General features: G+C 36.3%; 15 protein-coding genes and 1 riboswitch. Of the genes, 14 read left to right on the forward strand and 1 reads right to left on the reverse strand.

All coding sequences use genetic code 11. The features are described 5' to 3' along the window. The first annotated feature begins 1 nt into the window (after nt 1). The 14 genes from ACS3UD_RS04630 (at nt 2) to grdD (ending at nt 13,428) form a co-directional block, all read left to right on the forward strand. Nucleotides 2-547 carry a 2-oxoacid:acceptor oxidoreductase family protein gene (locus tag ACS3UD_RS04630; RefSeq protein ID WP_308137594.1) on the forward strand — a complete coding sequence of 182 codons (546 nt, stop codon included), beginning with the start codon at nt 2-4 and terminating at the stop codon, nt 545-547. 216 nt (nt 548-763) lie between these two features. After that, nucleotides 764-2,371 (forward strand): Na/Pi cotransporter family protein, encoded by a 1,608-nt coding sequence (locus tag ACS3UD_RS04635; RefSeq protein ID WP_308137593.1) that lies wholly within the window; start codon nt 764-766, stop codon nt 2,369-2,371. 122 nt (nt 2,372-2,493) lie between these two features. Then, nucleotides 2,494-3,585 carry a tRNA epoxyqueuosine(34) reductase QueG gene (gene queG / locus ACS3UD_RS04640; protein WP_308137592.1) on the forward strand — a complete coding sequence of 364 codons (1,092 nt, stop codon included), beginning with the start codon at nt 2,494-2,496 and terminating at the stop codon, nt 3,583-3,585. Further along, nucleotides 3,582-3,863: a DUF503 domain-containing protein gene (locus ACS3UD_RS04645; RefSeq protein WP_308137591.1), complete on the forward strand. Its 282-nt coding sequence runs from the start codon at nt 3,582-3,584 to the stop codon at nt 3,861-3,863. Before queG ends, ACS3UD_RS04645 begins: the two co-directional genes overlap by 4 nt. Next, nucleotides 3,863-4,507 (forward strand): endonuclease III, encoded by a 645-nt coding sequence (gene nth, locus ACS3UD_RS04650; protein ID WP_308137590.1) that lies wholly within the window; start codon nt 3,863-3,865, stop codon nt 4,505-4,507. The genes ACS3UD_RS04645 and nth overlap by 1 nt, the downstream gene beginning before the upstream one ends. 27 nt (nt 4,508-4,534) lie before the next feature. Next, nucleotides 4,535-5,005 carry a tRNA (uridine(34)/cytosine(34)/5-carboxymethylaminomethyluridine(34)-2'-O)-methyltransferase TrmL gene (trmL, locus tag ACS3UD_RS04655; protein ID WP_308137589.1) on the forward strand — a complete coding sequence of 157 codons (471 nt, stop codon included), beginning with the start codon at nt 4,535-4,537 and terminating at the stop codon, nt 5,003-5,005. Between the two features lie 198 nt (nt 5,006-5,203). Next, nucleotides 5,204-5,310: riboswitch (glycine riboswitch) on the forward strand. A 183-nt stretch (nt 5,311-5,493) separates the two neighbouring features. Next, on the forward strand, nt 5,494-5,853 hold the full coding sequence (locus ACS3UD_RS04660; RefSeq protein ID WP_308137588.1) for a GrdX family protein: 360 nt from the start codon (nt 5,494-5,496) through the stop codon (nt 5,851-5,853). A gap of 27 nt (nt 5,854-5,880) precedes the next feature. After that, on the forward strand, nt 5,881-7,161 hold the full coding sequence (locus ACS3UD_RS04665; RefSeq protein ID WP_308137587.1) for a glycine/sarcosine/betaine reductase component B subunit: 1,281 nt from the start codon (nt 5,881-5,883) through the stop codon (nt 7,159-7,161). Between the two features lie 16 nt (nt 7,162-7,177). Then, complete coding sequence (gene grdB / locus ACS3UD_RS04670; protein WP_308137586.1) at nt 7,178-8,482, forward strand: glycine reductase complex selenoprotein B; 1,305 nt, start codon at nt 7,178-7,180, stop codon at nt 8,480-8,482. Between the two features lie 387 nt (nt 8,483-8,869). Further along, nucleotides 8,870-9,805 carry a thioredoxin-disulfide reductase gene (gene trxB, locus ACS3UD_RS04675; RefSeq protein WP_308137585.1) on the forward strand — a complete coding sequence of 312 codons (936 nt, stop codon included), beginning with the start codon at nt 8,870-8,872 and terminating at the stop codon, nt 9,803-9,805. 10 nt (nt 9,806-9,815) lie between these two features. Continuing rightward, complete coding sequence (trxA, locus tag ACS3UD_RS04680) at nt 9,816-10,133, forward strand: thioredoxin TrxA (RefSeq protein WP_308137584.1); 318 nt, start codon at nt 9,816-9,818, stop codon at nt 10,131-10,133. A 27-nt stretch (nt 10,134-10,160) separates the two neighbouring features. Then, the gene (gene grdA, locus ACS3UD_RS04685) at nt 10,161-10,634 is read left to right on the forward strand and encodes a glycine/sarcosine/betaine reductase complex selenoprotein A (protein ID WP_308137583.1); all 474 of its coding nucleotides are present in this window, start codon (nt 10,161-10,163) and stop codon (nt 10,632-10,634) included. A 79-nt stretch (nt 10,635-10,713) separates the two neighbouring features. Further along, a complete protein-coding gene (gene grdC / locus ACS3UD_RS04690) occupies nt 10,714-12,246 on the forward strand; it encodes a glycine/sarcosine/betaine reductase complex component C subunit beta (RefSeq protein ID WP_308137582.1) in 1,533 nt (510 codons plus the stop codon). Between the two features lie 12 nt (nt 12,247-12,258). Further along, nucleotides 12,259-13,428: a glycine/sarcosine/betaine reductase complex component C subunit alpha gene (gene grdD / locus ACS3UD_RS04695; RefSeq protein ID WP_308137581.1), complete on the forward strand. Its 1,170-nt coding sequence runs from the start codon at nt 12,259-12,261 to the stop codon at nt 13,426-13,428. A gap of 132 nt (nt 13,429-13,560) precedes the next feature. On the opposite strand, the gene ACS3UD_RS04700 is transcribed toward grdD, so the two are convergent. Continuing rightward, nucleotides 13,561-14,919 (reverse strand): PFL family protein, encoded by a 1,359-nt coding sequence (locus tag ACS3UD_RS04700; protein WP_308137580.1) that lies wholly within the window; start codon nt 14,917-14,919, stop codon nt 13,561-13,563. Nucleotides 14,920-14,926 lie beyond the last annotated feature (7 nt).

Below are 14,926 nucleotides of genomic sequence, written 5' to 3' on the forward strand. Positions count from 1 at the left end.
TATGGAACAAAAAGTAATAATGGCTGGATTTGGCGGTCAGGGTGTTATGGCTATAGGAAAACTTTTGGCTTATGCAGGAATGATTGAAGGAAGAAATGTTACATGGATGCCTTCCTACGGACCGGAAATGAGAGGCGGTACTGCAAACTGCGCAGTTGTTGTATCAGATGATGAAGTAGGATCTCCGCTTATATCTAAAGATGGTACGGCAGCAATAGTTATGAACCTGCCTTCACTTGTTAAATTTGAACAGGAACTGGTTCCTGGCGGGAAATTAGTTATAAACAAATCATTGATAGATGTAAAACCAACAAGAACTGACATTGAAGCATACTATGTAAATGCAAATGAGTTGGCGTTGGAATTGGGAAACAGCAAGGTAGCAAATATGGTAATGCTTGGTGCATATTTGGAATTAGCAAAAACAGTTGAGTTCGATTCTGTTCTTAAGGCTTTTGTAAAAGTATTCGGTGAAAACAAAAGTCACTTAGTCCCTCTGAATAAAGATGCTTTGACAAAAGGTGCGGAATCAGTAAAATCAGTATAAAATTAAAAGAAGCCCTTCGGGGCTTTTTTTAATTTTACAAATTTATAAATTGTATTTATTTATAGATTTATGTCAATTTTAATTGTAAATAAATTGTAAGAAATAAAAAAAGTTTTGTCTTTATTATATCGACAAATAATGATATAATTGCTTGGGTTTGATTACTGGATATTTACAAATAAATTGCAAACTCTTTACAAATAGTTAGGAGGAACTATGGATATTGCCATTAATTTGATTGGAGGGCTCGGGCTGTTCCTTTTTGGAATGAGCTATATGGGGGACGGTCTTCAAAAAACTGCCGGAAGCAAAATGAAAGATATTTTAGCGGCTCTCACAAAGAACAAGTTTATGGGTGTATTAGTGGGAGCGTTAGTTACAGGGGTAATACAAAGCAGTAGCGCAACTACAGTAATGGTGGTTGGATTTGTTAATGCAGGACTTATGAATTTGAATCAGGCTGTTGGTATTATAATGGGGGCCAATATAGGTACAACCGTAACTGCTTTCTTAGTATCTTTGAACATTACAAAAGTTGCAACACTTATGGTTGGAATAGGTGTTTTTATGCTTTTAGCATCTAAGAAGAAAAAAGTAAAAAGCATAGCAGAGGTAATAATTGGGTTCAGTATTCTCTTCATAGGAATGAAAATGATGGGAAATGCCATGAAGCCTCTAGAGGAAAATCCTCAATTTACCGGACTTATAACAAAATTTAATAATCCGATTCTCGGAATAATGGTAGGAATTATAATGACTGCGATTCTCCAGAGTAGCAGTGCTACCACAGGTTTATTGATAGCAGTTGCCACAACAGGTGTTATGACTTTTGAGCAGGCATATCCGGTTATTTTCGGCCAAAATATCGGAACATGTATAACTGCTATGCTGTCCAGTATCGGAGCTAGTAAGACGGCCAAAAGAGCCGCAGTTATACATTTATTGTTTAATTTAAGCGGTACGTTATTATTTATGCTCTTATTGAAAAATCCTGTCGAATGGTTGATCCTGGATGTTGTGCCTTCCTATGTTCCGCGGCAAATAGCAGCAGGTCATATTTTGTTCAACGTTTTAAATGTAATATTAATATTTCCATTTTCAGGCTTACTTGTAAAAGCATCGGAACTTATTGTCAGAAAAGATGACAGTGAATCCGAGCATGTAACAAAATATATAGATGAAAGACTTCTTATAACGCCGTCAATAGCACTGACACAAACCGCAAAGGAAGTTCTGCACTTGGGTAATCTAGCATACGAAGAATTTTTTACTGCAGTAAATGCTTTTTTTGAAAACAATGAGGAATTGGCATATAAGGTCTTTGAACTTGAAAAAAAGGTTAACGAGCTTTGCAGAGCCACACTGGAATACTTAGTCAAGCTTGATAAGGTATCGATGACAAATTATGAAAAAGACAAAGTGGTTGTACTTATAAATGCTTTAAATGATATTGAAAGAGTTGGGGATCATGCTGACAACATTGGCGAACTTGTACTTTACAAACTAGAAAATAATGTTAATTTTTCGGACGAAGCCAGTGACGAAGTTAGAGAAATGTTTGATACTGCAATGTTTGTCTATAAGTCAACGCTGGACGCGATACAAACTATAGATAAAGAAGACTGTAACAAGGTTATTGTAAATGATAAAAAAATTGATGTAATGTATAAAAATTTAAGAAAAAATCATATAGAAAGATTAAATACTTATGTATGCGAACCAAATGCCGGAGTCATATTCCTTGATATCATAGGGAATTTAGAGAGAATAGGAGATCATGCATCAAATATAGCGGAATCAATACTTGAAGCAATTGCAAAATAAATGAGTTAAAAAGCCCTGAGGGGCTTTTTTTACATAAAAAATATGTTATAATCAATATGTAATATGTAAAATAAAACAGTTAATTTGAACAAAAGGGAAGCCGGCAGAAAAGGGATAATTATATGAAGCAAAGAATTATAGAAATTGCAAATTCTTTAGGAATAGAAGAAATAGGATTTACGTCTGTTTTAAATTACAGCTACTTATCAGATCTTTTATCGGATAGGCTTAATAAAGGATATAGTTGTGAATTTGAAGAACAAAATATAAATAAAAGAATTGACGTCAGAAATATTATGCCCAATTGCAAAAGTATAGTTGCTATTGCTGTGCCTTACGCTGAGGGCTATAAGAAGCCTGTTGTAAAAGACAAGGGCCTTTTGAGTGTTGTTTCGTATGGCGAAGATTACCATAAAAAATTAAGCAGCATATTGAAGAGTATAGCTGAAGAAATAAAAAAGGACATAAGTTTTGAGTATAAAATTTGTGTTGATACATCTCCGCTGATAGACAGAGAAATATGCAAAAATGCCGGAATTGGCAACTATGGCAAAAACATGCTTCTTATCAATGATAAACTGGGATCGTTTATAAACATAGGATACTTGTTGACAGATTTAGAGATACTGAGTGGCGGAGTAGCAGAAAATATTAATATTTGTGGTGCATGTAACATATGCATTGAAAGCTGTCCAAATAAAGCTTTGCAAAAAAATGGAGGTATTAACTCAAAAAAATGCGTTTCATATCTTACGCAGACAAAGGATTACATTCCTCTGGAATACAGAAAAAATATGAGAAATCAAATATACGGCTGTGACATGTGCCAGCTTGTATGTCCTAAAAATAGGAAGAATTCAGAAAAATCAGCAGACAATGATTATAGAAGTCTAGTAATTGACTTAGAAGAATTAATGAAAATGTCTAATAAAGAATTTTTGTCAAGGTATAAAAATATGTCAGGAAGCTGGAGAGGAAAAAACATCTGGAAGAGAAATGCATTGATAGCAATAGGCAATTTGAAACTTAAATCTATGTTTGAACTTGTCAGAGATGAGTTGAACAATGAATCTGACATGATAAAAATATATGCTGCATGGACTTTGACTGAATTAGACAGATCTAAATCAATGGATATACTGCATAATTTTATTAAATATGAAAATGATAAAGTTAGAGAGGAGTTTATTAAATTAGCTGGAGGCGGGGTATGATAGTAGGTACATGTGAAATAGAATTGATAATTTACGAAGCTAACTCTCTTAAGGAAAAAAGACATGTTATCAAGAGCATTATTGAAAGAATTAAATCAAGATTTAACGCATCCGCTGCAGAAATTGATTATAATGATTTATGGAACAGATCAGTAATCGGCGTTGCGGTCGTTTCTAATAAAAAGGCTTTATGTGAGTCCATGCTTTTAAAAATAATTGATTTTATAGATAACGATAATAGAGTAGAGATTATAAACCGTTATATGGAGGTTAACTGATGACAAAAGCAGATAAGGTTTATGAATTGTTAAAAGAAGACTACCCTTTTGCAAGCTGTGGATTGAACTATAAAACGCCGTTTCAGCTGCTTGTATCTACAATGCTTAGCGCGCAGGCAACTGACAAAAGCGTTAATGCATTGACTGAAAATTTATACAAGGAATATCCGGATTTAGATTCTTTTCTTAAGCTTAGTCAAGAAGAAATAGCCGAAAAAATAAAGAAAATCGGCCTGTACAAAAATAAATCAAAAAGTATCTATAACATGTGCCGTGAACTGAGGGACAAGCATAATAGTCAGGTGCCTCAAAATATGGAAGATTTGATGTCTTTGCCGGGTGTTGGAAGAAAGACGGCGTCGGTGGTGCTTGTTGAAGCGTTCAATATACCTGCTTTTCCAGTTGACACTCATGTATTCAGACTTACAAGGCGAATAGGACTGGCATCAGGTTCTACACCTGACAAAGTATCTGATGAGATGATGAAAAAGCTTCCAAAGTATAAGTGGCATTTAATGCACCACCTGCTAATTACCCACGGAAGGAACTTATGCATTGCTCAAAATCCGAAATGTGAGAGTTGCAGCTTGAAAGGCTTATGCAATTTTTATAAAGAAACAAAAAAACTAAATAGCAAGACGTGATAAAAATATATGTAACAGGAGAAAAAAATGGCATTAAACATTGTATTGTTTGAACCGGAAATACCACAGAACACAGGAAATATTGCAAGGACATGTGCAGCTACCGGCTCTAACCTTCATTTAATAAAACCTCTTGGTTTTTCAGTAAGCGATAAATATTTAAAGAGGGCGGGTCTTGATTATTGGGATCTTGTAAATATTACTTATTATGATAATTTTGAAGAGTTTAAAGAATCAATAGGCAATAAACCTGTTTTTATTTCAACTACAAAGGAAAGCAGATTTTATACAGACGTTGTGTACGAGGATGAATGCTACATTATGTTTGGAAAAGAAACAAAAGGCCTTCCGGATTATATACACGAGGAATATATTAATACAAGAATAAAAATACCGATGATAGATAATGTACATGCAAGATCGTTGAATTTGTCAAATTCTGTAAATATTGTAATGTACGAAGCCTTAAGGCAATTGGGATTTTATGATATGATTTGATATAAAAAATACATAGTGTTATTCTTTAGACAATGTTAAAAATTTAATAAGCTTTATGCGTTTTTCTTGTTTACTAATTTAAGTCAAACGCCTAATTTCAGAAGAATTAAAGGTTTTCATATTCTAATAAAAAAATTTATAAATAGTACTTGATTTATTAAAAATTATTATATATAATTAAAACAAATAAATATTTGAATGACGTTTGCGGGAGAGACTGTTATGTTATTAACAGCGCCGAAGGAATAAATAAAATATTAGCCATATTTTATGATGATCTCAGGCAAAAGGACCGCAAACTGACAAAACTCTGAAAAGCGTAAGCACCGAAGGAGCAACTCTTATATAGAGAAGAGGAATCTCTCAGGTTTGTAACAGAGCAGAAGGCAGAATGAATTTATTATGCTTTCTGCTTTTTTATTCGGCTTTTACAACATAATAATGACATAATTTTCAAGAATAAAAATCTTCATTTTAAGGATGAAACTATGATAATTACGAATAATGATTGGGTATACAATAAGCACAAGGATACATACAGTGTAATTTATATAGTCGGAAGCTATAGAGATGTATTGGTCAAAACAAGGGACAAGATACATGAAGGGTACGAGCTTTTAACACATCCTTTGTCGAGCAGTTTAAAACCAAATGAAACGCCTTATAAATCTGTGATAATTGCAGATAATAAGTCTGAGTTGAATTACGATTCTGTTTACATTATAGAAAATTCAATAGTGACATATGACAGATTTAATAAGAACAAGCTCATCAATCTAACTGAAAAGATTGAAAATGATTTTAAATTAATTGATTTAACAGTGCTTGAAAGCGCGTTAAATATATAACCATGAATAATTATGGAGGTGAGTGTTTTGAAATTAGAATTAGGCTATGTTTTTATTAAGGATATTCAGTTCGCTGAACATTCTAAGGTTGAAAACGGAACATTGTATGTGAACAAAGATGAAGTAAAAGCATTAATTCTAGAAGAACAAAATTTTAAGTCAGCGGAAATTGAATTGGCTAGACCTGGCGAAAGTATTAGAATTATGCCCGTTAAAGATGTTATTGAACCGAGGGTAAAAGTTGAAGGTGCCGGAGGAATTTTTCCTGGAATGCTCAATAAGGTTGAGACTGTAGGCTCAGGCAAGACAAATGTTTTAAAGGGAGCTGCTGTTGTTACTACAGGAAAAATTGTTGGATTCCAGGAAGGTATCATAGATATGGATGGATCTGGCGCTGAGTATACTCCTTTTTCTAAACTAAACAATTTAGTGGCGGTATGCGAACCTATTGATGGATTAAAACAGCATGAACATGAAAAAGCTCTTAGATTTGCAGGATACAAAGTAGCAGCATATTTAGGAGAACTTGCTAGAACTTTAACACCAGATGAAGTACATACTTTTGAGACTCCTAATTTAGTTGAAGGAATAAAACTTTATCCTGAACTTCCTAGAGTAGCTTATGTATTAATGCTTCAGAGTCAAGGATTGATGCACGATACATATGTTTACGGAGTAGATGCTAAACAATCATTGACAACAATGATTTACCCTACAGAAATTTTTGACGGTGCAATTGTGAGTGGAAACTGTGTTTCTGCATGTGATAAAAACACCACATATCATCATTTAAATAATCCTGTAATTCACGATTTGTTTGAAGAACATGGGAAAACATTGAATTTTGTTGGAGTAATAATAACAAATGAAAATGTATACCTTGCTGACAAGGAAAGATCATCAAACTGGAGTGCAAAACTTGCTGAACTTTTAGGAGTTGACGGCGTTGTAATATCTCAGGAAGGCTTCGGTAATCCGGATACAGACTTGATAATGAACTGTAAAAAGATAGAAGCTAAAGGCATTAAGACTGTAATAATTACGGATGAATATGCTGGTAGAGACGGTTCATCACAATCTCTTGCCGATGCAGATGCAAGTGCTGATGCTGTGGTAACAGGAGGTAATGCAAACGAAGTAATAGAACTCCCGGCTATGGATAAAGTAATCGGCTATGCTGATGTAGCTGATATTATTGCAGGAGGTTTTGACGGAAGTTTACATAAAGATGGAAGCATTACTGCGGAGCTTCAGGTAATAACAGGAGCTACAAATGAAATGGGCTTCAACAAATTGAGTGCGAGATAGGAAGGAGGAGAAAATAATGCTAAAAGTTGTTCATTATATAAATCAATTCTTTGCAAATATAGGCGGAGAAGAAATGGCTCACATTCCTGCTGAATTAAGAGAAGGCATCGTAGGACCTGGATTAGCTTTCCAGCAAGCATTCAAAGATGAAGCAGAAATAGTTGCAACTGTTGTATGCGGAGACTCATACTTCAATGAAAACCTTGAAGAAGCAAAGAACAATATTATTGAAATGGTAAAAAAATACAAACCAGACTTGTTTATAGCAGGGCCGGCTTTCAATGCAGGAAGATATGGAGTTGCATGCGGAACTATTGCTCAGGCTGTAAAGGATGAACTGGGAATCCCTGTACTAACGGGTATGTATATAGAAAATCCAGGTGCAGATATGTTTAAAAACAGTCTGTATATTGTTTCAACAAAGAATTCTGCTGCAGGTATGAGAGATGCTGTCAAGAAAATGGCACCATTGGCACTGAAACTTGCTAAGAAAGAAAAAATAGGTGCATCTATTGAAGAAGGTTACATGCCAAACGGTATAAGAGTTAACTTTTTCGATAAAGAAAGAGGATCCAAGAGAGCAGTTAAAATGCTTCTTAATAAGCTTAGCGGCAAGGAATATGTTACAGAGTTCCCTATGCCCGACTTTGACAGAGTAGAACCGAATCCGGCTGTTAAAGATATAACAAAATGCAAAGTTGCACTTGTTACATCAGGCGGTATTGTTCCAAAAGGAAATCCTGACCATATTGAGTCATCAAGTGCTTCAAAATTCGGTAAGTATGATATTGAGGGTGTTATGGACTTAACCGAAGAAACATTTGCTACAGCACACGGTGGATATGACCCGGTTTATGCTAATCAAGATCCAGACAGAGTGTTGCCAGTTGATATATTAAGAGAATTTGAAAAAGAAGGTAAGATAGGCAGCCTTCACAGATATTTCTATACAACAGTTGGTAACGGTACGGCAGTTAAAAACGCAAAAGCATTTGCAGCTGAGTACGCTCAAGAACTAAAAGCTGACGGAGTTGATGCAGTTATATTAACATCAACCTGAGGCACCTGTACACGTTGCGGCGCAACGATGGTAAAAGAAATAGAAAGAGCGGGAATTCCTGTAGTACATATGTGTACCGTAGTTCCTATATCACTAACAGTAGGAGCTAACAGAATAGTACCTACTATAGCAATACCTCATCCTCTTGGAAATCCGGCACTTACTCTTGAAGAAGAAAGAGCTATAAGAAGAGATTTGGTTGCAAGAGCATTGAAAGCTTTGGAAACTGAGGTTACAGAACAAACCGTATTTGAAAAATAAGAGTTGATAATCGATAAATTTTTTGAGATTATTTGCCATTGCACAAGTACTGGCAGGTTTTAATCTGCCAGATACTTATGTTGTGGCGTTTCCATAAAATTTTATTCTATAATAAATATCATTAATATTGATATTAACTTAGGATATAATAAAAATGAAAGTATTTTGAAAATTTACAATAAATATTGTTTTGTATTGCATTGCTATTTCGTGTGTGGTATAAAGTTGCTATACTAGGAAAATACTGCTTTGCATGGAACGATAAAAATTATTTGCAAAAATAGATAATATTTTAACATAATCATGATTGAAATATAATCATGATTATGTTAAAATGAGGTCATAGTATAAAAAAGTTTTATAACAACGCTAGAAAAGAGGTGTGAAATGAGCAAAGTATATGACGTTTTAATAGTCGGAGCAGGACCGGCGGGATTATCAGCAGGGCTGTATGCCGGAAGAGCAAGACTGAGCACTTTGATAATCGAAAAAGAAAAAGACGGAGGGCAAATAGCGCTCACATCAGAAGTAGAAAACTATCCAGGCTGCCTGGAAGGAGAATCAGGACCTACATTGATTGACAGGATGGCAGAACAGGCAAAACATTTTGGAGCCGAAAAAGTATACGATGAAATAGTAGAAGTAAAACTCGAAGGCAAAGAAAAAGTACTAGTAGGAAAAAAAGGCGAATACGTAGGAAAAACAGTAATAATCGCCGGAGGAGCAACATCCAAACCAATAGGATGCCCCGGAGAGAAAGTATTTACAGGAAAAGGCGTTTCATACTGTGCGACTTGCGACGGAGCATTCTTCGAAGACTTTGAAGTATTCGTTGTAGGAGGCGGAGACACAGCAGTAGAAGAAGCAATGTATCTGACAAAATTCGCAAGAAAAGTATCCATAATACACAGAAGAGACGAATTAAGAGCCGCAAAATCAATACAAGAAAAAGCCAAAGCAAATCCAAAAATTAACTTTATATGGGATTCAGTAGTAAAAGAAATAAAAGGCGACGGCATAGTAGATACAATGGTTTTAGAAAATGTAAAAACCAAAGAAACAACAGAAATAAAAGCCGACGAAGAAGACGGTACATTCGGTATATTCGTATTCATAGGATACGAGCCAAAGACCAAACTGTACGAAGGAATACTTAAATTAGAAAGAGGCTATGTAGAAACCGACGAAAACATGAAAACAAACATAGAAGGCGTATACGCAGCCGGAGATATTAGAGTAAAAAGCCTGAGACAAGTAGTTACGGCAGCCGGAGACGGAGCCATAGCAGCAGTACAGGCAGAAAAATATATAGAATCATTATAGGAGGGAAAGAATGTTAGTACTCGATAAAACCACATTTGAACCAGAAGTATTAAAAGGCGAAGGATACATATTAGTAGACTTTTTCGGAGACGGATGCGCACCATGCGAAGCATTAATGCCCCACGTAGAAGCACTGTCAGAAAAATACGACGGCAAAATAAAATTCACAAAACTAAACACAACAAAAGCAAGAAGAGTAGCAATAGGACAGAAAGTACTTGGCTTACCAGTTATTGCAATCTATAAAGACGGAGAAAAAGTAGAAGAACTCATAAAAGAAGACGCTACACCCGACAATGTAGAAGCAATGATAAAAAAATATATATAACAAAAAAACCAAATAAGGAGGAAAAAAATGAGCTTATTAAAAGGTAAAAAAGTAATAATAATAGGCGACAGAGATGGAATACCAGGACCAGCCATAGAAGAATGCGTAAAAACCGCAGGCGGCGAAACAGTATTTTCATCAACAGAATGCTTCGTCTGAACAAGCGCAGGAGCAATGGATTTGGAAAATCAAAAAAGGGTTAAAGAATTTGCAGAAAAGTACGGTGCAGAGAACCTAGTAGTAGTACTTGGAGCAGCAGAAGGAGAAGCAGCAGGATTAGCTGCAGAAACCGTAACAAACGGAGACCCAACATTTGCAGGTCCATTGACAGGAGTTCAGTTAGGACTCTCAGTATTCCACGTGTGCGAACCAGAAATAAAAGAAGAAGTAGACGAAGCCGTTTACGACGAGCAAATCAGTATGATGGAAATGGTATTGGATGTTGACGATATAATAAGCGAAATGACACCAATAAGAGAAGACTATTGTAAATATCTTTAATATTTAGTACTTTATATAGACAATCGAATTTATTTGCTTCGCAGAAATGCGAAGCAAATTTTGAATAACGGAGGTTATTATGAACAGTGTAATAAAAGGAGCCAGCTATATATTGGCATTTACTCCTGATATGGTTATCCATAACGGAACAACCCAAACAACTGAAAGAACCGTAAATCCAAACTCAGAATACCTAAAACAAATAAAAGACCACCTGAGAACCTTTGAAGAAGTAGTGAACTATCTTCCAAACCAGACATATATAGGAAACATAACACCAGAAGAACTTGCAGGATACGCACAGCCATGGAACGACAAAAAGCTCGAAAAAGCAGAAAGATGGGGAAAATTCGGAGAAATAATGCCGCAGGACGAATTTATAGTTCTGATGCAGATGTGTGACGTATTCGACCTTGTAAAAATAGAAAACAACTTCTTAGCCGAAACAAAAGCAAAGCTTGAAAAACATCCATTATTTGATGAAGCATTGCTAAGCAGAATCAAGCAGGGAGAAGAAGCAGAAACAATAAAAAAATACGTTGATGAAGAACATTCAGAACCATTATACAACGACGGCAAACTAGTAGGCTGCGTAAAAAGAGCACACGACATAGACGTTAACCTAAGCGCCCATGTAATGATGGAAAACTTAGTATCAAAAGCATCAAACGTACTTGCATTATTAAACCTCACATACAAAAACGACATAAACAAAGAAGAAATAGACTATGTAATAGACTGCTGCGAAGAAGCATGCGGAGATATGAACCAAAGAGGCGGAGGAAACTTTGCAAAAGCCTGCGCAGAAGTAGCAGGATTTGTAAATGCAACAGGATCAGACACAAGAGGATTCTGTGCAGGACCGACCCATGCGCTGATAGAAGCAGCAGCATTAGTAAAAGCAGGAGTATTCAACAACGTTGTAGTATCCGCCGGTGGATGCACAGCAAAACTTGGAATGAACGGAAAAGACCACATAAAAAAAGGACTTCCGATTTTAGAAGACGTATTAGGCGGCTTTGCCATACTCATAAGCAAAAATGACGGAGTAAGCCCCGAAATAAACCTAGACCTGGTAGGAAAACACACAGTAGGAACAGGATCATCACCACAGGCAGTTATATCATCATTAGTTTCATCCTTAGAAAAAGCAGGCATGAAAATAACAGATGTAGATAAATACTCAGTAGAAATGCAAAACCCAGACATAACAAAACCAGCAGGAGCAGGAGATGTGCCATTGGCAAACTACAAGATGATAGGAGCCCTGGCAGTAAAAATGGGTCACATGGAGAGAAAAGAATTAGCAGAGTTCACAGCTAAACATGGTATGGTTGGCTGGGCACCTACACAAGGACATATACCTTCAGGAGTTCCTTACATAGGATTCTGCAGACAAGATATCATGGACGGAAAAATAAAAAATACTATGATAGTAGGAAAAGGAAGTCTCTTCCTAGGAAGAATGACAAACCTGTTTGACGGCGTATCCTTTATTATTGAAGCAAATAAAGGAGAACAAGAACCGCAGTCAACAATTTCAGAGGAAAAAGTAAAAGGACTTATTGCAGAAGCTCTGAAGAACTTCGCTTCAAATCTATTGGCAGAATAGGAGGGCATTTATATGTCTGAAAAACAAGTAAAACAAATAATAGGCAAAGTGTTCGATCAGCTGGCAGACACACTGATTAGCGGAGAATACGGACAGAAGCCGAAGGTAGCCGTTACTGCCATGGGAAGCGAACACGGTGAAGATAATATTTATTCAGCAGCAGTAAAAGCAGCAAAAAGCGGAATAGATACTACCGTAATCGGATCAAAAGAAGCAGAAGGTGTAAAAACAGCATTTGTAAATACAGAAGACGAAGCACATACAACCATGGAATCACTACTTAATTCCAAAGAAGTAGATGCAGCGGTAACGATGCATTATCCATTCCCCATAGGAGTTTCAACAGTAGGAAGAGTAGTAACTCCCGGAAAAGGAAAAGAGATGTTCATAGCAACAACAACAGGAACATCCTCAACCGATAAAGTGGAAGGTATGGTTAAAAATGCTATTTACGGCATAATAACAGCCAAAGCATGCGGGATAAAAAATCCTACAGTAGGTATATTAAATGTTGACGGAGCAAGACAAACAGAAATAGCACTTAAGAAACTTAAAGACCAAGGTTACGACATAAACTTCGCAGCATCACAAAGAGCAGACGGCGGTGCTGTTATGAGAGGAAATGACCTTCTAACAGGTTCTGCAGACGTCATGGTAATGGATTCGCTGACAGGAAATTTAATGATAAAAATCTTTTCTTCCTATACAACAGGCGGAAGCTACGAATCATTAGGATATGGCTACGGCCCCGGAATAGGAGAAAACTTTGATAAACTGATTCTTATTATTTCAAGAGCTTCAGGTTCGCCGCTGGTTGAAGGAGCAATCAAATTTGCTGCTGAGCTGGTTAAGGGAGGATGCCTTGAAATAGCTAAAAAGGAATTTGAAAAGGCTCACAAGGCCGGCCTGACAGAAATATTAAGCGGGCTTAAATCTTCTAAAAAGCCTGCCGAAGAAGAAATAAAGGCTCCGGAAAAACAAGTGGTAACTTCTCAGATTTCAGGTGTTGAAATAATGGACTTGGAAGATGCCGTTAAGCTTTTATGGAAAAACGGAATTTACGCTGAAAGCGGAATGGGATGTACCGGACCTATAATTTTAGTAAATGATGCAAATATTGATAAGGCAATTGAAATTCTTGCCGAAAATGAGTATATTGCTAAAGAAAAATCTGATTGTTGATACCTGTGGAAGGTTGTTGAAAAAGTTCGTCCTGCGCAAGGCATCGTAATGCAGACGGACTTTTTTAACATTATGGGCAGTGCTTCTTGCACCTGCCCATATTATTTGAAGAAAAGCACTGCATAGATAATTCTAATTTTTAAAGCTGTGTATCGGAGCAGGTATTTTACCTCCTCTTTCTATGAATTTATCGCTTGAAAATTTACTTACAGGCATTATTGGTGCTCTGCCCAGCAGACCTCCAAATTCTGCCGTATCGCCTAGGCTTTTTCCGTATACCGGAATTAATCTTACGGCTGTTGTTTTCTGATTAATAACACCTATGGCACATTCATCAGCCATTATTGCAGAAATTGTGCTTGCTTTTGTATCTCCCGGTATAGCAATCATATCTAATCCCACTGAACAAACACAAGTCATTGCTTCAAGTTTTTCAATGACCAAAGAACCTCTGTTAACTGCATTTATCATTCCTTCGTCCTCACTTACAGGTATAAAAGCGCCGCTCAAGCCTCCCACGTTTGAAGAAGCCATAATTCCTCCCTTTTTAACGGCATCATTTAGCAGTGCCAGGGCTGCAGTTGTACCGTGAGCTCCGCAGCTTTCAAGCCCTATTTCTTCCAGAATTCTTGCAACACTATCACCTATATCTGCAGTAGGAGCAAGAGATAAATCCATTATGCCAAATGGTATGTCCAATATTTGTGAAATTTCCTTTGCAACAACTTCTCCGGCTCTTGTAAGCTTAAAAGCTGTTTTCTTTATTGTCTCGCATACTGATGTGAAGTCCTGACCCCTTATTTGTTCAAGTGCGTTTTTAACGACTCCGGGGCCGCTTACGCCTACATTTATTGAAGCTTCAGGTTGTCCGGGCCCATGAAATGCTCCTGCCATAAAGGGATTGTCCTCAACAGCATTTGCGAATATAACCAATTTTGCACAACCAATGCTGTTGTTATCTCTTGTAAGATAAGCGGTATCTTTAACAATTTTGCCCATTAACTTTATTGCATCCATATTTATACCTGCTTTAGTTGAAGCTACGTTAATTGAAGAACAAACTTTTTCTGTTGAAGCCAAAGCTTCAGGAATTGAATTTATTAAGATTAAATCTCCCTTAGTAAACCCTTTTTGAACTAGAGCAGAGTATCCTCCTATGAAGTCAACTCCGGCTGTATCTGCAGCTTTGTCTAGAGTCTGTGCAAATTTTACATAGTCGGTGTCATTGCATGAACCTGCAATTAATGAAACGGGAGTTACGGAAATTCTTTTGTTTATAATGGGGATACCAAATTCTTTTTCGGTTTTTTCAGCTGTTTCAACAAAATGTTCAGATAATCGCGTTATTTTATCATATATTTTATTCCTGGATTTTTGACCATCTGTATCTGCACAGTCTAAAAGTGAAATTCCCATTGTAATAGTTCTAATGTCAAATTTTAATTTATCAACCATATTAATGGTTTCAAGTATATTTTTATAATTAATCATTTTGTCT

Origin of the sequence: Sedimentibacter sp. LTW-03 (genome assembly GCF_052059825.1) — a bacterium.
Lineage (GTDB): Bacteria > Bacillota > Clostridia > Tissierellales > Sedimentibacteraceae > Sedimentibacter.